Source organism: Lysinibacillus sp. G1-3, from assembly GCF_056322905.1.
Map to the genome: position 1 here is coordinate 33151 of NZ_JBWHYQ010000014.1, position 24397 is coordinate 57547.

Annotated in this window: 22 protein-coding genes and 1 riboswitch; of the genes, 8 read left to right on the top strand and 14 right to left on the bottom strand. The window is 36.7% G+C overall.

All coding sequences use genetic code 11. From position 1 onward, the window contains the following. Nucleotides 1–2 precede the first annotated feature (2 nt). Nucleotides 3–308, top strand: coding sequence for a YtpI family protein (locus ACVYAD_RS15830; protein ID WP_349659205.1), 306 nt, complete (start codon nt 3–5; stop codon nt 306–308). A gap of 209 nt (nt 309–517) precedes the next feature. Here ACVYAD_RS15830 and ACVYAD_RS15835 read toward each other — a convergent pair whose 3' ends face one another. Both ACVYAD_RS15835 and ACVYAD_RS15840 read right to left on the bottom strand, forming a co-directional pair. After that, the gene (locus ACVYAD_RS15835; protein ID WP_079561602.1) at nt 518–1825 is read right to left on the bottom strand and encodes a DRTGG domain-containing protein; all 1308 of its coding nucleotides are present in this window, start codon (nt 1823–1825) and stop codon (nt 518–520) included. Between the two features lie 152 nt (nt 1826–1977). Further along, a complete protein-coding gene (locus ACVYAD_RS15840) occupies nt 1978–2661 on the bottom strand; it encodes a metal-dependent hydrolase (RefSeq protein WP_349659204.1) in 684 nt (227 codons plus the stop codon). Nucleotides 2662–2933: 272 nt separating this feature from the next. On the opposite strand from ACVYAD_RS15840, the gene ACVYAD_RS15845 reads away from it, so the two are divergent. After that, nucleotides 2934–4022: a M24 family metallopeptidase gene (locus ACVYAD_RS15845; protein WP_349659202.1), complete on the top strand. Its 1089-nt coding sequence runs from the start codon at nt 2934–2936 to the stop codon at nt 4020–4022. A gap of 57 nt (nt 4023–4079) precedes the next feature. Here the strand turns inward: ACVYAD_RS15845 and ald are convergent, their stop codons facing one another. Continuing rightward, on the bottom strand, nt 4080–5195 hold the full coding sequence (ald, locus tag ACVYAD_RS15850) for an alanine dehydrogenase (RefSeq protein WP_349659201.1): 1116 nt from the start codon (nt 5193–5195) through the stop codon (nt 4080–4082). A 436-nt stretch (nt 5196–5631) separates the two neighbouring features. Between ald and ACVYAD_RS15855 the strand changes: the two genes are divergently transcribed. Further along, complete coding sequence (locus ACVYAD_RS15855; RefSeq protein ID WP_079561606.1) at nt 5632–6081, top strand: universal stress protein; 450 nt, start codon at nt 5632–5634, stop codon at nt 6079–6081. A gap of 794 nt (nt 6082–6875) precedes the next feature. Here ACVYAD_RS15855 and ACVYAD_RS15860 read toward each other — a convergent pair. From ACVYAD_RS15860 to mbcS, 5 genes are all read right to left on the bottom strand, one after another. After that, nucleotides 6876–7805, bottom strand: coding sequence for a class I SAM-dependent methyltransferase (locus tag ACVYAD_RS15860; RefSeq protein WP_476427091.1), 930 nt, complete (start codon nt 7803–7805; stop codon nt 6876–6878). An 89-nt stretch (nt 7806–7894) separates the two neighbouring features. Next, nucleotides 7895–8398: a thiol peroxidase gene (tpx, locus tag ACVYAD_RS15865; RefSeq protein WP_476427092.1), complete on the bottom strand. Its 504-nt coding sequence runs from the start codon at nt 8396–8398 to the stop codon at nt 7895–7897. A gap of 238 nt (nt 8399–8636) precedes the next feature. Further along, complete coding sequence (locus ACVYAD_RS15870; protein WP_476427093.1) at nt 8637–9254, bottom strand: RDD family protein; 618 nt, start codon at nt 9252–9254, stop codon at nt 8637–8639. 12 nt (nt 9255–9266) lie between these two features. Further along, nucleotides 9267–10280 (bottom strand): signal peptide peptidase SppA, encoded by a 1014-nt coding sequence (sppA, locus tag ACVYAD_RS15875; RefSeq protein WP_349659197.1) that lies wholly within the window; start codon nt 10278–10280, stop codon nt 9267–9269. A gap of 204 nt (nt 10281–10484) precedes the next feature. After that, nucleotides 10485–12074, bottom strand: a complete 1590-nt coding sequence (gene mbcS / locus ACVYAD_RS15880; RefSeq protein ID WP_476427094.1) for an acyl-CoA synthetase MbcS — start codon at nt 12072–12074, stop codon at nt 10485–10487. Between the two features lie 243 nt (nt 12075–12317). Beyond that, nucleotides 12318–12416: riboswitch (TPP riboswitch) on the top strand. A gap of 85 nt (nt 12417–12501) precedes the next feature. Between mbcS and thiM the strand changes: the two genes are divergently transcribed. From thiM to thiE, 3 genes are read left to right on the top strand one after another with little or no spacing between them, the layout of a single operon-like run. Then, on the top strand, nt 12502–13257 hold the full coding sequence (gene thiM / locus ACVYAD_RS15885; protein WP_476427095.1) for a hydroxyethylthiazole kinase: 756 nt from the start codon (nt 12502–12504) through the stop codon (nt 13255–13257). Next, complete coding sequence (gene thiD / locus ACVYAD_RS15890) at nt 13257–14081, top strand: bifunctional hydroxymethylpyrimidine kinase/phosphomethylpyrimidine kinase (protein WP_349659194.1); 825 nt, start codon at nt 13257–13259, stop codon at nt 14079–14081. Before thiM ends, thiD begins: the two co-directional genes overlap by 1 nt. Next, a complete protein-coding gene (gene thiE / locus ACVYAD_RS15895; protein WP_476427096.1) occupies nt 14071–14703 on the top strand; it encodes a thiamine phosphate synthase in 633 nt (210 codons plus the stop codon). The genes thiD and thiE overlap by 11 nt, the downstream gene beginning before the upstream one ends. A 148-nt stretch (nt 14704–14851) precedes the next feature. Here thiE and ACVYAD_RS15900 read toward each other — a convergent pair whose 3' ends face one another. From ACVYAD_RS15900 to ezrA, 5 genes are all read right to left on the bottom strand, one after another. Beyond that, nucleotides 14852–15067, bottom strand: a complete 216-nt coding sequence (locus ACVYAD_RS15900) for an alpha/beta-type small acid-soluble spore protein (RefSeq protein WP_079561613.1) — start codon at nt 15065–15067, stop codon at nt 14852–14854. A 153-nt stretch (nt 15068–15220) separates the two neighbouring features. Then, a complete protein-coding gene (gene thiI, locus ACVYAD_RS15905; protein ID WP_349659192.1) occupies nt 15221–16429 on the bottom strand; it encodes a tRNA uracil 4-sulfurtransferase ThiI in 1209 nt (402 codons plus the stop codon). A gap of 2 nt (nt 16430–16431) precedes the next feature. Further along, entirely contained in the window at nt 16432–17586 is a 1155-nt protein-coding gene (locus tag ACVYAD_RS15910) for a cysteine desulfurase family protein (protein ID WP_349659191.1), read from the bottom strand. 550 nt (nt 17587–18136) lie between these two features. Continuing rightward, nucleotides 18137–18610, bottom strand: a complete 474-nt coding sequence (locus tag ACVYAD_RS15915) for a GNAT family N-acetyltransferase (RefSeq protein ID WP_476427097.1) — start codon at nt 18608–18610, stop codon at nt 18137–18139. 205 nt (nt 18611–18815) lie between these two features. Continuing rightward, nucleotides 18816–20516, bottom strand: coding sequence for a septation ring formation regulator EzrA (ezrA, locus tag ACVYAD_RS15920; protein ID WP_386830721.1), 1701 nt, complete (start codon nt 20514–20516; stop codon nt 18816–18818). Nucleotides 20517–20705: 189 nt separating this feature from the next. Between ezrA and hisJ the strand changes: the two genes are divergently transcribed. Further along, nucleotides 20706–21503 (top strand): histidinol-phosphatase HisJ, encoded by a 798-nt coding sequence (gene hisJ, locus ACVYAD_RS15925; RefSeq protein ID WP_476427098.1) that lies wholly within the window; start codon nt 20706–20708, stop codon nt 21501–21503. Between the two features lie 20 nt (nt 21504–21523). After that, entirely contained in the window at nt 21524–22003 is a 480-nt protein-coding gene (locus ACVYAD_RS15930; RefSeq protein WP_476427100.1) for a GAF domain-containing protein, read from the top strand. A gap of 186 nt (nt 22004–22189) precedes the next feature. On the opposite strand, the gene ACVYAD_RS15935 is transcribed toward ACVYAD_RS15930, so the two are convergent. After that, nucleotides 22190–24067, bottom strand: coding sequence for a sensor domain-containing diguanylate cyclase (locus ACVYAD_RS15935; RefSeq protein ID WP_476427101.1), 1878 nt, complete (start codon nt 24065–24067; stop codon nt 22190–22192). Nucleotides 24068–24397 lie beyond the last annotated feature (330 nt).

Below are 24397 nucleotides of genomic sequence, written 5' to 3' on the forward strand. Positions count from 1 at the left end.
CTATGCTCAATTTAATATTTGTGTTTACAATAATCATATCATTTGTGTTTTATTTTTATTTTAAAACAAAACAGTTTCGTTCTACATTACCAATTGCCAAAAATTGGTATAAGAGTAAAGCCAATGTAAGTTTCGGTGCATTTATTCTTTTGTTTGGTTTTAACCAAGCATATTTATTCCCAGGGTTATTTACATTTATTATTGTAGCAATTCTTGTCGTTTTAGGCATCTTTGTTATTGTCGAAAATACTAAAAAGGTTCGTCACTACGGTCAATTTGTTGAAGAAGAGTACCGTATTAACCAATAATCAATTATACCTCGGCATAATTTTGTCTGGAATCGGCTTTGTGCTCAGGCCTGCGTGAAGTCCGACACGATGTTGGTCATTTCGGTAATGCCACAGGACGTGGCGTTCTTAGACTGAGTTCCACTATTTCGGCAGGTGATGGACACCAGCAGAAAGAAGTGAAAGGGATGGTCTAGCATTTATCCTAGACCATCCCTTTTTCTGTTTTCTTAACGCTCCAGTAGTTGGAACATCATCATTGCCTTCCCAACAAGCATTTGTTGATTAAACACTTCGAAGTCCATTTTCACAAACTTACGACTCATGTCTAATATTCGAGGCTTTACAGTAAGTGTGCTTTCCATTTGCACAGGCTTGATGAAATAAATCGTCATGTTTTCGGCAACTGCATCCCCACGTTTACGACGCTTTAATGAGAATGAACCAACTTCCGCTAACAAAGTTGTAAATGCTCCATAAGAAATTGCCCCGTATTGGTTTGTCATTTGAGGAGTTACTTTAAATTCTACGATTAATTCTTCATCGCCAAGCACCTTCATCTCATTTTTCACTAAATCATCAATCGTTTCACCATGCTGTGGTTGTCTTTGAGCAAGCTGAAGCGCCTTTAATACATCTTGTCGACTAATTACACCTTGCAAAATATTATCATCATCGACAATTGGTAACAGGTCAATCCCTTCCCAAATCATACGATGTCCTGCAGAAGCAACACTCATTTTCATCGATCCAGCAATCGGATTTTTCGTCATAACCTTTTCAATAAACTCGTTTTCTTCGCGACCGATAACGTCTTTTACTGTAATCATCCCAACAAGCTTATTGTTTGCTGTCACAACAGGAAATGCACCATGAGTTGTTCGTTCATTTAGCTTGTGGAAATGTTGAATTGTTTCATCATTTCGAAGAACAGAAGTATCAGTCATCGGCACAAAAATATCTTCAATAAATAAAATATCTTTTTTAATTAATTGGTCATAAATTGCGCGGTTAATCATTGTTGCCACAGTAAAGGTATCATAGCTTGTTGAAATGATCGGTAAGTCCAAAGAATCTGCAAGTAATTTGTTTTCCTCAGTTGTATCAAAGCCCCCTGTGATTAAAACAGCTGCACCAGCTCGAAGTGCATTTTCATGTGCTTTAAAACGGTTACCAACGATAAGCAAGCTTCCTGCATCTGTATAACGCATCATATCTTCTAATTGCATGGCACCAATAACAAATTTCGTTAACGTTTTATGTAGACCTGTTTTTCCACCTAAAACTTGGCCATCTACAATATTTACGATTTCTGCGAAGGTTAATCGCTCAATATTTTCTTTCTTTTTCTTCTCAATACGAATTGTTCCAACACGTTCAATAGAGCTTACTAAACGACGATTTTCCGCTTCTTTAATAGCACGGTATGCCGTTCCTTCACTCACCTGCATTTCCTTTGCAATTTGACGTACTGAAATTTTATCACCAACGGGTAATGATTCGATGTATTGTAAAATTCTCTCATGTTTTGTAGACAAAATATCACCTATTTCTCAATCATCAATTCTGCTCTTAGTGTACCATATTTTTTATAAAAATATTTAATATAAAGTGATGAATTTGTTATACTTTTCCCACCGTTTCAACTACGCACGCGGTGCCAACTCATATAGTACAGCGGTGCCACTGATTAGGAACAGTTTACTTTTTCACCCGCTTTTAAAATTTGAACCTCTGCATTTTGCACTAAATCTGCAAAAATTTGTGGATCCTGCTCGATTGGAGGGAATGTATTGTAATGAACTGGTACGACAATTTTCGGCTTCAAAAATGACACTGCACAAGCTGCGTCTTCTGGACCCATCGTAAAATTATCACCAATTGGTAAAAATGCAATGTCAATAGGATGGCGTTCTCCTATTAGTTTCATATCACTAAACAAAGCTGTATCCCCTGCATGATAAATTGTTAATCCTTCGATAAACAGTAAAATTCCAGCAGGCATTCCCATATAAATAATTTCGTTATTTTCAGTTACATATGACGAGCCGTGGAAAGCTTGCGTAAACTTCACTTTACCAAAATCAAATTCCTTGGCTCCCCCTATATGCATCGGGTGCACTTTCACTCCTTGCCAAGAAATCCAATTGGCTAACTCATTTGGCGCAATGACAAGTGCATCTTTTTTCTTTGCAAGCTCCACTGTATCACCAACATGATCATTATGGCCATGTGTAAGTAAGATTATATCCGGTGCTTCCTCAGCAACCTTTAAATCTGTTTGCCCATTCCCGTTAATGAATGGATCTATCAAGATTGTTTTCCCATTTGATTGAATTTTGACAACAGAATGTCCATGATAACTAATTTCCATTTACGTTTCCTCCCTGCGGTACATATTGTTCTACACCATTTTTATTCGCTATCCATGCGATTTTTCCCTTTTTTTGATATGCTTGTACAGAGAATAATAGATTCTTTCCCAACAAAGTATAACTTGTAGGGAGACAATTATTCATTCGTACAAAAATGAAGCATCGAATTAGAGTTATAAATCGCTCAAAAGTCGAAGCCTCATCCCGGTTAGGCTATTAGTTTAGCCAAGCACATGGAAATTTTTCAGTGCAACAAGAGGAGGAACTGTTTATGTCAAAGGTTAAAGAAATTCAAAGTTATTTACAACAAAACCAAATTGATGCCGCTTTCGTAACGACACCAGACAATGTTTTTTACGTTTCAGGCTTTAAAAGTGATCCACATGAGAGATTGCTAGGTGTGATGATTTTTAAAGAGGCAGAACCTTTTTTAATTTGTCCAAAAATGGAGATCCCAGATGCGAAGGATGCGGGTTGGTCTTATGAAGTCATCGGCCACCAAGATACTGAAAATTCAATGGAAGTTCTTGCACAAGCGATAAAAGCTCGTAATGTTAATCCACAAAAGTTTGCTATTGAAAAAGGTCAACTTATTGTAGAGCGTTTAGAAGCCCTACAACAATCATTTCCACAGGCAAGTTTCGTCCGCCTTGATGAAAAAATCAATGCTATGCGCGTAATTAAAGAGGAAAATGAATTAGAAAAATTACGTAAAGCCGCTGCACTAGCTGACTATGCTATCGAAATCGGCTGTAAAGAAATTGCTGAAGGTAAAACAGAAATGGAAATCTTAACAGCAATAGAAAGTGCTATTCAGGAGAAAGGCTGCAAGATGTCCTTTGAGACAATGGTGTTGAGTGGTCCAAAAACAGCCTCTCCACATGGTAAACCAGGTGCTCGAAAAATAGAAAAAGGCGATATGATCTTATTCGACCTTGGCGTAATTTACGATGGTTATTGTTCTGACATTACACGTACAGTTGCCTTTGGTGAACCTAGTGAAGCACAAAAGGAAGTATACAACACAGTACTAGCTGCTAACACAAATGCTATTGCAGCCGTGAAGCCAGGTGTTCGCGCAATGGATTTAGATAAAATTGCTCGTGATACTATTACTGAAGCAGGCTATGGCGAATACTTCACACACCGACTTGGTCATGGGCTCGGCATTTCTGTACATGAATTCCCATCTGTTACAGGTGCAAATGAAATGACTATGGAAGAAGGCATGGTCTTCACAATTGAGCCAGGCATCTATAAGTCTGATGTGACAGGTGTCCGTATTGAAGATGATGTTGTAGTAACAAAAGACGGGGTAGAAATACTTACAAAATTCCCGAAAGACTTGATTGTACTGTAAGTTTATTCAAGAAAAAGGAAGCAACCATAAACACGGTGCTTCCTTTTGTTATTTTACTTATTGGATTAATTCATCAACATTTACATATGGCAAACCTTGAGAATCTGCAACAGCCTTGTAAACAAGATGTCCATCAATAGTATTAACACCCAATTTTAATGCTGCGTTTTCAACACATGCTTGTCTATAACCCTTATTAGCAATTTGAAGTGCATAAGGAATTGTATTATTTGTTAAAGCAATTGTTGATGTACGTGGTACAGCTCCTGGCATATTTGCTACTGCATAATGCACAACTCCATGTTTTACATAAGTTGGATTATCATGTGTCGTCACTCGATCAGATGTCTCAAAAATACCGCCTTGGTCAATAGCAATATCGACTACTACTGAGCCTGGTTGCATTGACTGAATCATTTCCTCAGAAACTAGCTTTGGTGCTTTCGCTCCAGGAATTAAAACGGCTCCAACTACTAAATCTGAGTTTTTCACTGATTCTGCAATATTATATGGATTGGACATCAATGTTTGTACATCACGGCCAAATAAATCTTCTAATTGACGTAAACGCTCTGGGCTTAAATCAATTACCGTTACATCAGCACCCATTCCGACAGCTATTTTCGCCGCGTTTGTTCCAGCTATACCGCCACCGATCACTGTAACTTTACCACGTGGCACACCTGATACGCCGCCTAGTAAAATACCTTTACCTTCATGGTTTTTTTCTAAGAATTGAGCACCAATTTGCGTTGCCATTTTACCAGCAACTTCACTCATTGGTGTTAAAAGCGGTAAAGAACCATTTGTTAATTGCACTGTTTCATAAGCAATACCTACAACTTTTTTATTTAAAAGTGCCTGCGTTAATTCAAGCTCTGGCGCTAAATGTAAATAAGTAAATAAGATTTGACCTTCATAGAAGTAATCGTATTCTGACGCTACAGGTTCTTTTACTTTCATTATCATTTCTTGCGCCCATGCTTCTTTTGCCGTATCCACAATTTGAGCGCCTGCAGCAACGTAGTCTGCATCTGTAAAGCTTGAGCCTAAACCTGCTCCAGTTTCAATGTACACTTCATGACCTGAATTTGTTAATGTAACAACCCCTGCTGGTGTCATGGCTACGCGATTTTCATTGTTTTTAATCTCTTTTGGAATACCAATCTTCATCTTCCCTATCCCCTTCCATTACCTAAAAAATAAGCACATTTTGTTACATACTCTTCGATGTATTGATGCACCCCTTGCATTTCCATATTACCAAACATAAACAAAAAATGCTTTAATTAAAATAACAATAGAAAAAATTAATAATATTTTTATAATATTAAATTTTCAAACTATAAGGTGGTGATTTTCCAACACTTATCTTTCTTCCAGTATGACATTTATTAAAATATATACCTTTTATTAGTTGATAGGAGTGAAGGTTGTACAGCTCCTTGGAGTTCACAGCGCCTTAGAGGAATGTGAATCCCCTATGTTATGATGATAAACAGAACAACTGTAAACGCCTTCATTTTTTCACATTTTTTCTTCCGGAAAGTATTTCCTTTAGAAAATCATTTGGTATAATCAACATATACAAATCAGGGAGGTAATACAAATGGCTAATAAATATAAAAGCATTGTAGTTGCAGTAGACGGTTCGAAGGAAGCTGAGTACGCTTTCCGTAAATCAATTGACGTAGCAAAACGTAACGATGGTGCTGTATTAAATTTAGTAAATGTTATTGATACACGTTCTTTTGCTGCTATTGAAGCATATGACCGTTCGATTGCAGAGCGTGCTCAAGCATTCTCTGAAGAGCTACTAAATGGTTACAAAAAACAAGCTGAAGAAGAAGGCTTAACAAATATTAACCTTGTAATTGAATATGGCTCACCAAAAAATATCATTACAAAAGAGCTTTCTAAAATTGTAGACGCAGACTTAATCATCTGTGGTGCAACTGGTCTAAATGCAGTAGAACGCTTCCTAATCGGTTCAGTATCTGAAGCGATTGTACGCTCAGCTAAATGTGACGTACTTGTTATCCGCACACCTGAAAATTAATTTTGTATTACATAAAAGGTATCCAATATTGGATACCTTTTTCTTGTTGTTGAAAAACTATTATGTGAATGGGATTAAAGAGTCGTAAGGCTAAAATCAATGGTTCCACCCCACGGAGTGAGTCGACAATCTAAATCCAAAATAATCAAATACCCAAAAGATTCTTCGATAGTTTTGATTATTTTTTGTATAAGGCAATTCGAAAGTTTTGACGTTCCTTTAAAGTGTTACATGGCAGTGTCTCATATAGTTTTTTAACACTTCGCTTTTGTACTTAAAACATTCTATAGTGCATACCAAAAGATACACCCTATGTGGATTGGTTGATCTTCGTTACGACTGGGCGACTCCTCGGGGTTCAGCGATATAGAGGAGCGAAGGCCAAAAGCATCACGTCCTGTGATAACGCCTTCGTGACCAACATCGGTGCCGCCGCTTCGTTAGCACTACGCTTTCGCGCAAAAAACATCTATTGGCCCAAGCGGCTCATTGGACGCCCCCAGGAAGCTCTGCTCTGTGCGAAAGCAAAGCGGCAGCAACAAATGTTTTAACTGTGCGAAAGCAAAGCGGCAGCAACAAATGTTTTCTGTAGCGAAAGCGTAGCTGCAGCAACAAATGTTTTAACTGTGCGAAAGCAAAGCGACAGCAACAAAGCGTCCAGTCGAAACGGAAATCAACCCTCTCGTTTTTGCGGCGACTCGATGTGAAACCAACAATTATATTGATACTCATTATTTTATATTTATTTTTTTCAACAAACAAAAAGGTATCCAATTTCGGATACCTTTTTTTACTTATTTCCCTTCTTGCCACATCTTTACTTTTTCAAAGAACATAGCTAGAGCTTGTTTATTTTGCATATTTGGTACTTTTGCTAATAGCACCTCTTTTGGAGCTTTGAAATCCTTACCTTGCTTTTGTAAAATGACAATGCTCTTTTCTAGTGCTTTATTGGCGAACATTGTATCTGGCAATTGAATAATTGCTTGAATCCAAGCGTGCTTTTGAATGTATTTATGCAGTTGTTTCGATTGCTCAGATTCAAAGAGATGCGTTGGTGCAAGGAAAAATAAATAGCCTCCATCCTTCGTGTAGTTAATGGATTGCTCAATAAATAAATGATGCGCATAGCTCAACCCTTCTGAAGGGCACAGCTCATAGTCTAATGCGATATCTTCATTCGGATAATATCCTACGGGTAAATCACAAACAATAGCATCTGCAGGACTTACTAATAAATCTTGTAACGCATCTTGACGGTATAAGGAAACAGGCTGCTCTGTCAAATCAGCTGTTGCAGCAGCTATACGAATAAGTAGTTCATCAACCTCTACACCTGTTGCCTCTATTTTCTCGTCTAATAAGTTCATAACTGTTAGGAGTAAATTCCCTGTACCTACTGCTGGATCTATAATCGAAATTTTTTCGGTTTTTAGACGTTCTACAAATAGTTGCTCCACAAAATAACCAACTAATAACCCAAGAGTATCTGGTGTCATCTGATGATTCGGCTGAGAGCCTTTTCGCATTCCCTTTAAAACAGCAATTTGAATTGCTTTGCGCACATCTTCCTTTGTAGCACCTTCTTGTGAAAAATCAACTTCCCCATCTAGCCATGCCTCTAAGCCATCTAGAATACCCTCTAGCAATGTAATATTATGTTCTTTTTCTATCTTTTCAGCATGTTCATTTAGCATACCAAACAACTTCTCGATATTTTCCATACACAACTTCCTTTCAAGCAGAAAAGAGCCGTGACAAAAACTTGTCACAGCTCCTTTGTCTAGTAATATCTTAGCCTAAAATCAATAAATTATGCTAGTGCTTTGACAGCCGCAATTGCCGCTTCATAGTTTGGATGATCTGTTGCTTCAGGAACATATTCCACATATGTCACTTTGTCATTTGCATCCACAACAAATACTGCGCGTGTTAGAAGACGTAACTCTTGAATATAGACACCATATGCTTCACCAAATGATAGGTCACGGTGATCTGAAACTGTTTGAACTGCATCAATACCCGCTGCACCACACCAACGTTTTTGAGCGAATGGAAGGTCAACAGATACTGTATAAATTACTATATTATCACCTAAGTCAGCTGCTGCTTCATTAAAACGACGTGTTTGTGCATCGCATACACCAGTATCTAATGATGGTACAACGCTAAATAAACGAATTTTACCCTCTGAATCTTTTAATGTAACAGGTGACAGGTCATTCGCTAATATAGTGAAATCTGGTGCTTGATCTCCAACCTTTACTTCGTTCCCAACAAGTGTTACTGGACCATTTTTAAATGTTACTTGTGCCATGTAAACGCCTCCTAATCATCATATGTACTTAATATTACTAAATGGAGGGAATTAATTGCAACTGAGACAGCTTATCAAAAATAGTTTTGAAAAATCTTTCACACCTATTCAGCCATATTTACTTAACGTTGCACCTTTTTCCAAGTTCATCACCATAATGTAGGGTTGATTTCCCAACTAACTAATGATGAATCAACCAAATTAAAGAGCTGCCTCTGCAATGAGACAGCTCTAACCATTATTCTTCGTTTTTTTCTTCTAGCTTTTCAAGTTCTGATTTTTCCTCTAAAGATACTGGTTCAGTCTTTTCCTCTTTGATTGGCAAAGGAGGTTCCACAATATTTTTTTCTATATATATTTTTTCATGAACAACTGTTGTATCTGCGAAGTAATCGTGTAAACCTTGATTGTTCGGTAAGATGCCTACAAGAATATAAAGTGGCATAAAAACGGTGTTGATGATGCGCCCGATCCAATCACGGAATAATACATCTGACCAAGTCAGATTCTCATGTTTTAATGAAATAACACGTAATCCAAATATCATTTTCCCTAATGTTTGCCCAAAAAATCTCGTCATTAATACGAAATAACTGTAATAGAGAATAGCGGATATAATCGAAATTGGTGTATACCACACTGTTTCAGATAATGACCAATCCATTAAATAAAAAATTGGGTTAACGAGAATCCCACCTACTGCTGAAATTATTAATCCATCTATTAAAAATGCCCAAAAACGTATCCAAAAGCCTGCCGTTTTTAATGCATAAATCTTATTCGTAATTGGCTCATCCATTAGGTTAGCATTCTCCATAGAGGGTGACCCTTGCATAACAATCTCATTGTTTGTCATTGTACTCCCTCCTTAGTATTCGCCATATAAGTACATCATTTTAGGTGCTTTATAGTCCGCCATAATTTTCATCAGCATTTTTTCCTCTGCTGATGGACCAAATATGGATCCAATTTTCATCCCAACATATGATTGCCAGCCACCCACATCATATGTATACTCGAATAATTCTGCGTCCTCTAAACCAAAGTCTTTACGCAATGCAGTAATTGTTGCTTCCTCATCACCAATCTCATCAACTAACCCTGCTTCAAGGGCCTTCTTACCACTAAGAATTCGACCATCGGCCACTTTTTTCACATCTGGTTCAGACATATTACGTCCATTTGCAACAATACTAACGAATTCTTGATACGTTTCATTAATCATGTCTTGCATCATAGCACGCTCTTCCGGTGTCACTTCACGCATTGGACTAAGCATATCCTTATGTTCACCAGATTTAAACGTTTCATATTTCACACCAACTTTTTCTGCTAACGCCTGATAATTAATAGATTGCATAATGACACCAATCGAACCTGTAATTGTATCGCGTTGCGCAAAAATTTTATCTGCAGGTGCTGAAATGTAATAACCACCTGAAGCTGCCATCGAATCCATAGATACATAGATTGGAATTTGTCGCTCTTCTTTAATTTTCAATAGCTTTTTATATATTTCTGCTGATTCCTTGACACCGCCACCTGGTGTATTAACACTTAAGACGATACCTTCCACAGTCTCATCATATAAAATATTATCTAATTGATTTAAGAAAAATTGATGATCATAAGAAATTGGTTGCCATAATGTGCTTGATCCAACATCTTGAATCGTACCATCAACCTTTAAGTATGCAATACGTTTATCCATATTGCCGCTTTCTTTTACCTCTTCTAATACCGTCAAGTCGTCTCCAGCAACCAAGCTATCAAAACTGCTAAAGAAATCTGATTTAAATATTGCAAAAATAGTGTTCATTCCTAATGAAAATACTAAAAGCACACCTGCAATTATTAAAGCAGCCCACCTTTTACCATTCATATTTTTCTGCCTCCTCATGAATATCCTAATTTGTTTCATACTTATTGCAATAATATGGCTTATCGCCTTAACACGAATTTGATCTCCAACACTTTGCAAAAGCTTTAACTTATTCAACCTATAATACATTACCTAATATTATAAAAAAAATCAAAGTTCATAAAAAAGCAGGAACTTTGATTTTCGACATTATTTCCTAGGAAATTAATGATGAGTGATAGAATGGATTTTTTCTTGCTCTCGTAATTCGACACGACGAATTTTGCCTGATGAAGTCTTTGGCAGCTCAGTAACAAATTCAATTGCACGAGGATATTTATATGGGGCTGTTAAAGTTTTTACATGGCTTTGCAGTTTTTTTATAAGTGTTTCATTACCAACTTCTCCTTCACAGAGCACAACAAACGCCTTCACGATATTTCCACGAATCTTATCTGGACTTGCAACAACGGCAGTTTCTTTCACAGCCGGATGCTTTAACAACGCATCTTCTACCTCAAATGGGCCAATCGTATACCCAGAAGAAATAATGACATCATCCCCACGTCCTTCAAACCAAAAATAACCGTCATTATCTTTGTATGCACGATCTCCGGTAATATACCAATCGCCTCTAAATTGTAAATTTGTTCGCTCTGGATCGTTTAAATATTTTTTAAATAACGCGGGCGTTTCGCAGTGTACAGCAATATCTCCAACTTCCCCAACCGCAACAGGATTTCCAATATCATTTATAATTTCAACAGTATTACCCGGAGTAGGTTTGCCCATTGATCCCATTCTAGACTCCATCCCTACCATTGTACCAACAAGTAATGTATTCTCTGTTTGTCCATAGCCATCTCGTACTTGTAAATTATAAACTTCGGAAAATACTTTTATCACTTCACTATTTAAAGGTTCACCTGCTGACACAGCCTGATGTATTGTACTTACATTAAAATCTTGTAAATTTTCTAGACTCGCCATAAATCGATATTCGGTTGGTGTACAACATAGAATATTAATATTGAATTTTTCAATCAGTGCAAAGTAAGTTGCCGCATCAAAGTGACCTTTGTATACAAATGCTGTTGCACCACTTCCTAAAGTAGCGAGGAACGGACTCCAAATCCATTTTTGCCAGCCTGGAGCTGCTGTTGCCCAAACAATGTCACCCTCTTGAACACCTAACCAATTTGGCGCAGTAGTTCGCAAGTGTGCGTAACCCCAGCTATGTGTATGTACCGCTGCCTTTGGATTTCCTGTTGTACCACTTGTATATGCTAAAAATGCAATGTCTGTACTCTTAGTTGGAGTAGAGCTTATATAAGATGTTGGTTGGCCTTGCATTTTTTCAAGCAACGGCTGCCAAGGCTCATGTGCATGACCAATGACAAATTGCTTTATTGCTTGTAAATTTCCCACATTATCAAATTGTTCAATATAAGGCTCAAATGCAACAACTCCTTTTGCATCGGCATGATTGATTCGATATTCAATATCTTTAGTTCTCAGCATTTCTGAACTAGGAATAATCGTTAACCCTACCTTCAAAGCTGCAATATATACGATATACGCTTCCACTGATCTCGGTACCATGACTAAAATAACATCGCCTTTTTTTAAACCTTGGGAGGTAAATACATGTGCTGCCTGATTCGCCTTTTCAAGTAAAGTTATATATGATACGTACTGAATTTCCTCGTCTTCGCTATAAATTAATAATGCATTTTTGGTAGGATCCTGTGCATACTTTTCAATTTCCTCTGAAATGTTATACCATTCTGGTGCGATTAAATCTTCTCGTTTCATGGCAATTGCCCCCTTTTGTTATGCCCATTATAAAACTCAATTTTTATCATTTTCAATGGAATTCACTCTAATTCATTAAAGTCGTGACAACTATCATGCCCCGCTATATGGCATCAGTCACGTATTGCTTCTATCCATTTCAACTTGGCGTAATCGTCGCTTTCGCACAGAATTGCTGAATGAAAATAAAAAACTCCCTATTGAACGCGAATGAATAATATGGTACATTTTGGTCAACTAAAAGCATAATTGCAGGGGGACTCATTTAGAGTTGAGAAGGTAAAACCTGACCCTTTGAACCTGTTAGTTAATACTGACGTAGGGAGCAATTCACATCGACTTACTGATGAAAGGCTCTTTTACGTGTTTTTTGCACGAAAAGAGCCTTTTTTGCACGCTTACGTCCATCCAACGAGGAGGACTTAAATTGATATTCCAAACGATTCGTAAACAAAATCCACTTATTCATTGCATGACCAATTATGTTGTTGCTAATTTCCAAGCAAATGGCTTATTAGCAATAGGCGCTTCACCAGTCATGGCTGAAGACGGTCATGAAGTTGAAGAAATGGTCACAATCGCCTCAGGCTTATTGATCAATATCGGGACCCTTAATGAGCGAATGAAAGAATCCATGTTACTTGCAGGAAAAAAAGCAAATGTTCTTGGCATTCCGGTTGTTTTAGATCCTGTTGCAGCAGGTGCAACGACTTACCGGAAACAAACAGTACAGCAATTATTGGAGGAAATTAAATTTGCGGCAATTCGATGTAATATCGGAGAACTTGCAGCAATTGCCAATGTAGACTGGCAACAAAAAGGAGTAGATAGTGGTAGTGGTTCAATTTCTATAGAACTAGAGGCACAGAAAATAGCCCAACTTTACAATTGTATTGTTATTGTGACCGGTGAAAAGGATTTTATTACTGATGGCAAACATCAGCAATGGGTTACGGGTGGAAATTCGCAAATGACAGAAGTTACTGGAACTGGTTGCTTATTGAGTGCACTATGTTGTGCCTCCTTCACCGCAGGAGCTCAACCGTTTGACCAATTACTAGAAACATTATCGCTTTATAAAAAATTAGCAGAAAAAGCCGCTTCTTCTACTCGATTCATTGGCGATTTTCAAATTGCTGTATTGAATGAACTACATCGCCTTTCAAAGGAAGGTGAAGAATAATGCATATTGTAACGACAATTGCCGGTTCAGATAGTGGCGGCGGTGCAGGTATACAAGCTGATTTAAAAACATTCCAGGAATTAAAAGTATTCGGAACGTCTGTCATTACAGCTTTAACGGCCCAGAATACTTTGGGTGTATCGGATGTTTTACCAATTGAAGTGAGTTTTGTTGAAAAACAACTGAAAGCGCTAATCGAGGATTTTTCAATTAGTGCTATTAAAACAGGAATGTTGTTTTCCTCCGAAATCATCCAATCAATTGCACATATTTTAGCCGAAGTAAATATTCCACTTATTGTAGATCCTGTTATGATCGCAAAAGGTGGCGAGAGTTTATTACAGCAAGAAGCAATTGAGGCATTACGAAATTATTTGCTACCTTTAGCAACTATTGTAACGCCAAACATTCCTGAGGCCGAAACCCTTTCCGGAAGAAAAATTAATTCTATAGCAGATATTAACGAAGTAGCCCAAATCTTATTACAGACTGGCGTTCAATGCGTCGTTATGAAGGGCGGTCATTTAGAGGATAAATGTTATGCTACTGATTATGTATTTTTTCAAGATGGTCGATCATTTTCTATGCAATCTACTCGTATTGCAACAAAAAACACGCATGGTACAGGCTGTACATTTTCCGCTGCATTAACTGCTTTTCTTGGTCTTGGGCTACCTATAGAAATGGCAATTGAGGAAGCTAAAAAATTTATTCAATTAGCAATAACTCATGATTTATCTATTGGGAATGGCCATGGTCCAACAAATCATTTTGCTTATCAACAGTATAAGGATTCCTGTGAGGTGATCATTCATGAAACGTGACGATTTACAGCTATATTTTATTATGGGTACAGGTAATGTTTTCAATCAGGAGCCACTAACCGTATTAGAGAAAGCTCTCCAATCCGGAATTACTATGTTTCAATACCGTGAAAAAGGGACAAATCCCCTTACTGGACAAGCCTATGAAAATTTTGCTCGTAAATGTCAAATGCTCTGTCAACAGTATCATGTTCCGTTTATTATTAATGATGATGTAGAGCTCGCTTTAAAACTTAGAGCAGATGGCGTTCATATTGGCCAAGAAGATTTTCCTGTGTCAATGGTACGTGAAAAAATTGGCAACATGATACTAGGTGTTTCTGTTCATTCTCAAGCGGAATTAAAAACTGCTTTACAATATGGTGCTGACTATGTAGGTATTGGTCCTATTTTTTCAACTACTTCTAAAAGTGATGCCAAACCGCCTAGTGGAACTGAATTTTTACAACAAGTTCGCAGACAATATCCAGAGCTGCCTATCGTTGCAATTGGAGGCATAAACTGCTCGAATGCACATACGGTATTTAAAGCAGGTGCAGATGGAATAGCAGTTATTTCCGCAATTTGCGAAAGTGAGGATATTCCGAATACAGTCTCTACATTTAAAGCATTTGTAGGATAAAGTGAAACTTTAATCAGTGGGTGTCTTTCAATCCGGTTTTTTAATTACGCCCCTTTAATACGGGATAAAAAATAAACATTTTAAACAAACTAAAACCAGTGCCTTTTACGGTCACTGGTTTTAATTTTAATAATTGCTAATTAAGCAATTATTGGTTGTTCGGCATACCTTTTAATTGAGATTCTGCCATTTGTACAAGACGTTTAGTGATTTCACCGCCAACGGAACCGTTAGCACGAGCTGAAGCGTCAGCTCCTAATTGAACACCAAATTCTTGTGCAATTTCGTATTTCATTTGATCAAGTGCGCGCTCTACACCAGGTACAGCAAGTTGATTTGAACTGCGGTTGTTGTTGTTTGCCATGTGTTTCTCACCTCCTTGTGAATATAGAATGTGCGATTTTAGATTTTTAATACAAAAATATTTCAGGTAAATTGTACCTCAGAAGGAAATAGACTAAAAAAACCGACTCAAAATGTACTTTTGAGTCGGCTCTTATGAAATTGCAAGTTTCTTCTATAGAAGATCCGCAAATTTATCGGCTTCTTGTTCTTTTTTCGGGAAAATGTAAACTTCACGGTTTTTCACTGCTCGTTCGATGAGCTCATCAAAATCCGAAAAGCTTTCGTAATGCTCAACCTTTTCAAGCTTTGGCTTTGTTTTTGGACTTGCAGGAGTAAAAATTGTACAGCAGTCTTCAAATGGCTGAATAGACGTTTCGTATGTGCCAATCTTCTCTGCAATATCGATAATTTCTAATTTATCTGATGAGATTAATGGACGTAAAATCGGTGTGTTCGTTACTGCATTAATAGCTGTAAGGCTTTCAAGAGTTTGACTCGCTACTTGCCCAAGACTTTCACCTGTAACAATAGCTAGTGCACCAATGTCTTCACGTACTTTGTCAGCCACTTTTAACATCATACGACGAGTAGTTGTCATCGATACATTAGATGGTACTTTTTCTTTAATAAGAACTTGAATTTCAGTGAACGGAATAACGTGTAAACGTATACTCGCTCCGAATTTCGTTAATTCATTAGCAAGTACCTTTACTTTTTCCAATGAGTTTTGGCTTGTGTATGGTGGGCTAAAGAAGTGAATCGCTTCTAAGCGCACTCCTCGTTTCATCATTAAATAACCGGCAACTGGACTATCGATACCACCTGAAAGCATTAATAAAGATTTACCATTCGAGCCTACAGGCATTCCACCTGCACCCGGAATAACTTGTGCCATCATATATGTTGCATCATGACGCACCTCTACACGAAGTTCGATATCAGGCTTCTTCACCTTTACAGATAAATTTTGATATTGTGGTAATACATAACCACCAATTTCGCGTTGAATGGCATGTGATTCTAACGGGAATGTTTTATCTGTGCGCTTTACTTCTACTTTAAATGTAAGCTGTTCATTTTTAAATGTATCCATAATTGTTATGGCTAGTTTTTTCATGGCTTCGATATCTTTTTCACATGCAGCCACGGGACTAAATGATTGAATACCAAAAATTTTAGGTAATCCTTTTAATAGTACGTCCATTTGTGCTTCATCTTGAATGGCTATAAACATTCGATCACGCTCTGTGCGAATGTGTAAATGTCCTAAATCCGCAAACGCATGACGAATGTTCTCTCTTAAACGACGAATAAAATCCATCTTGTTGCGGCCTTTTGTAGAAAGCTCTCCATATCGAATTAAAATTTCTTTCCAAATCATTTTTAAAATTCTCCTTTAAGTTCCGTCAATACTTCATCTAATACTTGTTTAAACTTTACAATATCTTCATCTGTTACATGCGCGCCAAAGCTTATACGAATAACACCATTTTTAAAATGCTCATCGATATTTAGAGCTTCAACAACATGACTTGTTTTTGTCTGTTTCGATGAACATGCACTCGATGTCGATACAATTACATTGCGTTTTTGCAATGCATTGATAATGACTTCACCTTTTAAGTCGCGAATACTAAAAGATAAAATATGTGCTGCTCCTTTTGGTGTTGATAAAATATGCACTTCATCTCCATATCCACGTAATTGAGTGCATATTTCTTCATACCATTGACGATATTTTTTTGCACGATCATTCATCGTCTCTATCGCTATCCGGGCTGCTTTTGATAATGCTACAGCTTGCGGTACAGCTACTGTTCCGCTACGCAAACCAAATTCCTGCCCTCCGCCAAGTGCATACGGTTGCCATTTCATTTTTTTACGGAATGCGAGTACACCCGAACCTTTAAAGCCATGAATTTTATGACCAGAAATTGAAATACAGTCTGGACCATCGTCATCGTTAAATGATATCGGTAACTTCCCGAAGCTTTGAATAGCGTCTACGTGAAAAGCTGCACGACTCGATTCATGAATAATTTTTGCAGCTTCAAAAATCGGTTGAATTGCACCCATTTCATTATTTACATGCATCATACTTACTAAAATGGTATCCTTCCGCACTTTTGTGCGAAGCTCCTCTAAAGAAATAACTCCGTTTTCATCTACTTGCAAGTATTCCACATCAAAACCGTCTTGCTCAAGCTGCTTCACAGATTCTAGGACAGATGGATGTTCAATTTCAGTTGTTAGAATATGATTTCCTTTATGTGTGTTGCTACGTGCTAAACCAAATATAGCCGTGTTATTGGATTCAGTACCACCTGATGTAAATAGCACATTTTTTGCTTCTGTATGCAAAATATCTGCTACTTGCTCACGTGCACGCATTAATAATTCGTTTGATTCAACACCCATTGCATGAATGGAAGCAGGATTAGCATAATACTGCTCATTCACTACCATAAATGCTTGCATAACCTCTTTTATAGGTTTTGTTGTTGCACTGTTGTCTAAATAGATTGTATTAACTTCCATTATTATCACACACTTTCAAAACGTTGATTTAACGGTATTTATCATAACGCAATCTTCAGCGATTGACTACTAACTTTAACAATTATCCTAATTTAATCACTTATTTGTTTGCTTTTAATGTGAAAAACCACCCTTTATAGAGTGGCATCTTAAAGACTTGCTATGATCGTTTCCTTAGTATAAAAAATGACTAGGATTTATTATGATAAAATCCTGCTTCAATACGATAATGTATCATACAAGTGATTTCACAGTTTTGGATGACATATTATTTGAAAAATATGTAATTTGAATAGTGGAGATTGGGAGACTCCTTGGGGGGTAGCGATATAGAGGAACGAAGGCTAAAAACATCACATCCTGTGATAACGCCTTCGTGACCAACATCCTAATGGCCCGAGACCCTGGAGAGAAGTGGCTCATCGGACGCCCCCAGGAAGCTTTGCTCTGTGCGAAAGCGAAGCGACAGCAACAAAGCCCCCAATCGGAGCGGAAATCAACTCCACGCTATAATAGAGCCCAACAATGCAAAAGTCCAACCCGCTTATTTTTAACCTTTCCTCATTGTTATAAATTCAGTTGAAGCTGTGAAATCCATGACTTTTTTAAAGCCTAATTTTTCATATAGGTGAATGGCTCTTGTATTAAAGGTAGCTACTGTTAAACGAAGAGGACAATTTTTTTCTTGTTGTAGATTTTGTAGATGATTTAAAACAAATAAAAAAAACTCTGCACCATAACCTTTTCCTGTTAACTCGGGCTTCATTCCTATTCCAACATCAATACATTCATCTATATATACACCATAGTCATGTCCTTTTGGTACTTGTGCAGATGTTCCTGTACAGAAGTAACCGACTAGCTCTTCTTGATCATTGACAATAGAATAATACGGACTTTCAAGAAATTCTTTTAGAGATTCGTCGCAAAGTTCATTGTTGTAAAAATCATATGGTTCTTCATATTTCCAATTTAATATTTCAGTCGCATACATTTCATTCATTTTCCGACTATAAAATTGCATGTTTAACACCTCTATTTTTCATCATTTCTAATCAAAAATAATTAAAGTTTCCTCCTCATTTGATGTTCCATCTTTAGCTTTTATATCTACGACGAGGGGTTGATTTCCATTCCGGCAGGGCGCTTACTTCGCACCTTAATAAAAGCTGTCTAAAAAGTAATACTATACCTTTTAGACAGCTGCTGTAATTTCTTATTATACTTGACTATTTTGACATTGTTTCTTCTGCCACAAGTTCTTGAATTCGCTTTAAAGCACCAGGCTCCATTTCTTCAACTGCTGTTCCAGCCTCTTCTAATGCTTTGGAATAACGGAATTGATTGAAAGATCCTTCTGCTTCTTTTAAACGAGAATTCAATTTTGGATTTGTTGCACGATGACGATTACCGTACTGAATAATGCGCTCAATCAGCATTACATTTTCAATTAATTCATGCGACTTCGCTTTTACATCTTCTACACAAAGTGTTGCGGCATTTAAATTATTATGAACTGTTCCCATGTTGAGAGGCACCTCTTGCAGGCTTTGCATAACTAAATAAATATGCTCTGCTGCCTCATCGAGACGGGCATCCATCTCTTCAGGGATACCTGGAATATTAGCCTTATTCAAAAGACGATCTGTTTCTTGTAATGTTTTCTTTAAACTTTCTACTTGTGTGCGAGCCTTGTTTTCATCAATTCGTAGCTTCTTCATCGTATTCGACAAATGACCTTGCTCCTCATGAATCCGTTCTAGCTCATCACTTATTTCAATCAATTCTTCCTGCAAACTTGAATATGCAGATTTTTCCTCTCTAACACGCATCGCCAATAAGTCATAACGACGTTGTAAAGCTTCTAATTGCTTTAATGCAGCTTTTGGAATTTCAGCATCTTTTTCATTTAAGCGATAACTTTGCTGCACAAAGGTTGCTTCATCACTTACTAATCTTGTTGAACTAATAACATTGGTGATTGAGCTTAGTAAACGATCACAATTTTGGTCAACATAATTTTTAGCAATAACCTCTTTTTCAAGAAGATCATAAAAATGATCAATTTCTTCATTTATATCCGTAACACGTGGTTTAACAACATTTAAGTTAAGCTCTGCTAATTCACTTTTTAATGTTACAAATTCTTCTTCAAATTTATTAAGCTCTTCAGTTAGCTCTAAATGTTGTAAATAATAAGATTGATCTTCCATTTCACGCTGGCCACTTCGTAATTCCTGTACCGCTCCTGGAAGCTTCACTTGCAATTCAGTCAAAATTGATGGGACATCATTGATATATTCAAATGTTTGTTGTGATTCTTGGTTTAAACCAATAACAATTTCCCGCGCCTGCAAATAATTCCCTTCACTCGTTAACACATCGAATTCCTCAAACTTTTGAACAAACGTCTCCAGTTTTTTCTCCAGAGCTGGTAATGCTACCCCAAATGAATGTTGGTGCGCTAACAATGTTTTACGTGCAGAGCGATAGTATTCTTTTAATTGTTCAATTTCAATACGATTTTTTTCTTCGCTGCCAATTAATTCATTTAGTTCTTCTAAAATTTTATCTTTATCTTGCTCACATTTTTTAATGTAATCTTCTATCTCACGTTCAATTAATGTTGCTTTATTAAAACGAAGTCTATTGATTTGATCCTCTGCATCAAATAAAAGTGAATCAATTTTTGTCATATGTACATCGATGACTTCATCCCAACTATTACGCCATCGTTCAAACATTTCTTCCGTTTCACCGTTCATGTTTAAAGATTTAACTTTTGAAATTTCCTCATTTATGGGATTGTTTTGTATTTGTGATTTTTCATTTTCAAGTTTAGCAATGATTGTGGTATGTTTTCGTCGCATCATAAATCCTACTATCGCTAAAATTAATAGTAGGATAACTGGAATGATGATATACTCCATCGTAAGCCTCCTATTCTACAATAAACGAATTGGCTAGTTGTATTTATTATATACTATGTTATCGCCTTTTGTACTAAAATTTGAGTGTTTTTTATGTAATTAAGCCTTTTAAGAATAACAATAACTTATTTTTTGAACAATATGCACAAATATAGGTGTATTATCCAAAAATATAAAGGAGTGGTATTTATGAAATGGGACGGCCATGTTCATAGCCCATATTGTCCACATGGTACCTCTGATTCATTTAAGCAGTATATAGAAAAAGCAATCTCTCATGATTTCACAGATCTTAGCTTTACAGAACATGCACCATTACCATTGAATTTTGTAGACCCTACACCACAGCAAGACAGTGGTATGAATCCAGAATTTTTAATGCCTTATTTTGAAGAATTACAATGCCTTCAAAAAGAGTACGCACAAGACATTCGCATTCATATAGGTCTAGAGGTCGACTATATTCAAGGCTTTGAACAAGAAACTCGTCAATTTCTTGATACATACGGACACTTTTTAGATGACTCTATTTTATCAGTTCATTTTTTACAATGGGACAATACCTTTGAATGCATAGACTTTTCTCCAGAAAGTTTCATGGCTTTTTCAAAGAAAATCGGCTCTATTGAACAAGTGTATAATTTATATTACGATACCGTCCTACAATCCATTAAAGCAGATTTAGGACAATACAAGCCTAAGCGCATTGGGCATCCTTCACTTATTCACAAATTCCAATTAGCACATACGGTGAAGATTGATGATTCTGCGCAGATTCGAAAAGTTTTAGATGTAATGAAGGAAGAAGGTTATGAGCTAGATTTAAATAGCGCTGGATTAAGTAAAACACATTGTCAGGAAACTTATCCACCATTTTCCTTCATAAATTATAGTAAATCTATTGGGCTTCCAGTTGTTTTCGGTTCAGATGCTCATACTGTTGCTGATTTGCATCAACATTATAATGTTATATATCCCAAAAAATAATTTTCAAACGAGGTGCTTTTATGTTTTCTCAAATCAATTATGAAGGGCCAATTGCCGAGCAATATAATACGTTGGCCAAACAATTAGATGCCCTACTTACAGGAGAAAGTGATCGCATTGCTAATTTAAGTAACGCTTCTGCATTACTAAATCAGTTTCTGCCGAACATTAACTGGGTTGGTTTTTATGTATTACAAGGAGAACAACTTGTATTAGGGCCATTCCAAGGCTTACCTGCATGCGTCAGAATACCAATTGGACGTGGTGTATGTGGAACAGCAGTAAGTAAAGAAGAAACAATGGTCGTAAAAGACGTACACGACTTCCCTGGCCATATTGCCTGCGACGCCGCTTCTCAATCCGAAATCGTGATTCCCTTGAAAAAAGAAGGAGAGGTCATCGGTGTTCTTGATATCGATAGTCCAATCTTTAATCGCTTTTCTAAGGAAGATCAAGATGGATTAGAGTTATTCGTAGAAACCTTACTCTCCCATTTATAAAAAAAATACCCTGAAATGATTTATTATCATTTCAGGGTATTTCATTATAAAAAGATGACTAACGTTTTATTTCGTGAAGTCGATTTTCATTCTGAGCACTTTCCTTGTGGCGTCCGATGAGCCACAATTCCGAAAGAGTTGTCCACCCTCCACCGAGATGTCATCCCTAATTTTAGGAGCGAGTTATTAATTTATTTGATACGGTCGATCATGCATACAAAATCGATTTTTACCACTATTTTTCGCTTCATAGAGCGCTGTATCTGCATGTAGGAAAACAGATTGGAACGCTGGACGATACAGTTCATCCCACGTTATGAGACCTGCTGAAATTGTCACCCGAGGATCTGTTGTATTTGGAATTACTGCAACAATTTCTTCAGCCAATTCGATTGCTTCTTTCTCATCAATATTCGGAACATACACAGACATTTCCTCTCCACCCCAGCGTGCACAAATACCACGAGCCCCAATCATTTCTTTTAACTGCACCGCAATTTGCATAAGAATCTTATCACCAATTTGATGACCATACGTATCATTCACACGTTTGAAATTATCAATATCAATGAGTAGGAACATCCCTGATTGATCATTAATAAGTGACTTTTCTACATACTTGTCTAAATAACTTCTTGCATACAATTTTGTTAAATGATCTAAATCTACCATTTCCTGGAGTTGGTGTCGTAATATTGAGTTTGCAATTGCTAAAGAAGAGTGATGAATTAATGATTGCATTAACTTAAAGCTATCAAACGAAAAGAAATATGGCTCCTTGTGTAACACAATACTAAAGCCATTAATTTTTTCTTCCATTAAAATCGGGATTGCCATAATTGAACGATATTCAATATGAGTAGGGGTTAAACGGCTGAAATCTGCAATAAATAGTGGATCGTTGGTACTTTTAAAATGTTGTTCAACATGTTTTATAAATGTTTGACCCTTTTCTGTATTAAATAAGGCCGTACTAGCATCCGTCACTTCAAATGTGTCATTATGCTTAAAAGCGAAACAAACTTCCATTGGTTGAAATGATTTCATTAACTGCTTTTGAAGGAAAAGTAACATTTCATTAATGCCTATCCTCATATTTAAACGATGTGATGTTTCATTGATGAGTTGCAAATCACTCACAAGGCGATGTGACTGATGATATAATTTTGCATTTTCAAGCGCATTTCCTGATGTTTGCGCTAGCATTCGTACAAAATCTTTTTCAGTCGTTGAAAAAAGATACGTTGTAGGTGCACTTACTTGTAAAATACCATAAATAGCTTGTCTTCCTTTAATAGGGGCGTTTAAAACTCGGCAATTCAAATCGCTAGCAAGCTCCGTCGTCAGCTCTCCTGAGACAAAAGCCTCAATAGTCGCAGGCCTTTCAGATAAGTAATCAAAAAGCTTAATATCGATAGTCGTATGGCGGTCTTGATCATTCGATAGTATAAGCTCCACATTAAATTCGGGGAAATTATCCTTAATATTTTTTAAGACGTTTTCTAAAATTAAATCAATATCCATTGTTGAATGAAATAAATCTGTCATGTTATACAATTTTCTATATTGATTTTCATTCACTTTTACTTCATAATTTTCTCTCATCAACTGAAGAACTTTCGTAAGCGTTTCTATACTTTCTTCTCCGTAATTAGAAGTCATAAAGTCTGTCCAAGCATCTGTTGCCTCTACAAGAAGCACACCTATTGGATTTTTGCCTTCTACTTGGAAAAGAACCATATCTGTCATCTTCGAATAGGCTTCTTTTTCTTTCAATATATAAGGAATTTCCACCATTCTCTGTTGATAAAAACTAGCTTCAATCATTAACCATGACACAGCATTTAGTTTCGTTTCAATTGTTAAAGTAGCCATCTCTTCTACAGGTATTAAAGAATTACCTTCAAAACTGAGGAATGCCATATTTACAATCCCAAAACGCTTCTTTAGACACTGTTCTAATGGGTGAAAATACTCATTTAAACCAGTTTGTTCTTTAGAACTCACCCAAATGCTCAAAACATCTGATTTTATATATTTTAGCGTTTGTAAATGGTCTGTCATGAAATCACCTTTTCTATATAACGTACAAATCAATTACTATTAACTTATTGTATATTATACATAATTTGTGTCATTTTGACTATGTTATTCTGCTTTACTTTTACATTTTACACCGCACACTGTATCATTAACTATTCCAAAATTTCGCACTGTGTCCTGAAAGGAAATATTTACTATAGTTCTTTTTTGAAAATAGTTTGTGTTATAATTGACGTCTATGTAATAAGCAGTTACAATGAAATTTGTGTAAAATAAACGCAGCAGTGGTATGAGCTTATTACTGTATTTTATTCCTCTATTTTATTTAGGATAACTAAACAGATTCAAATA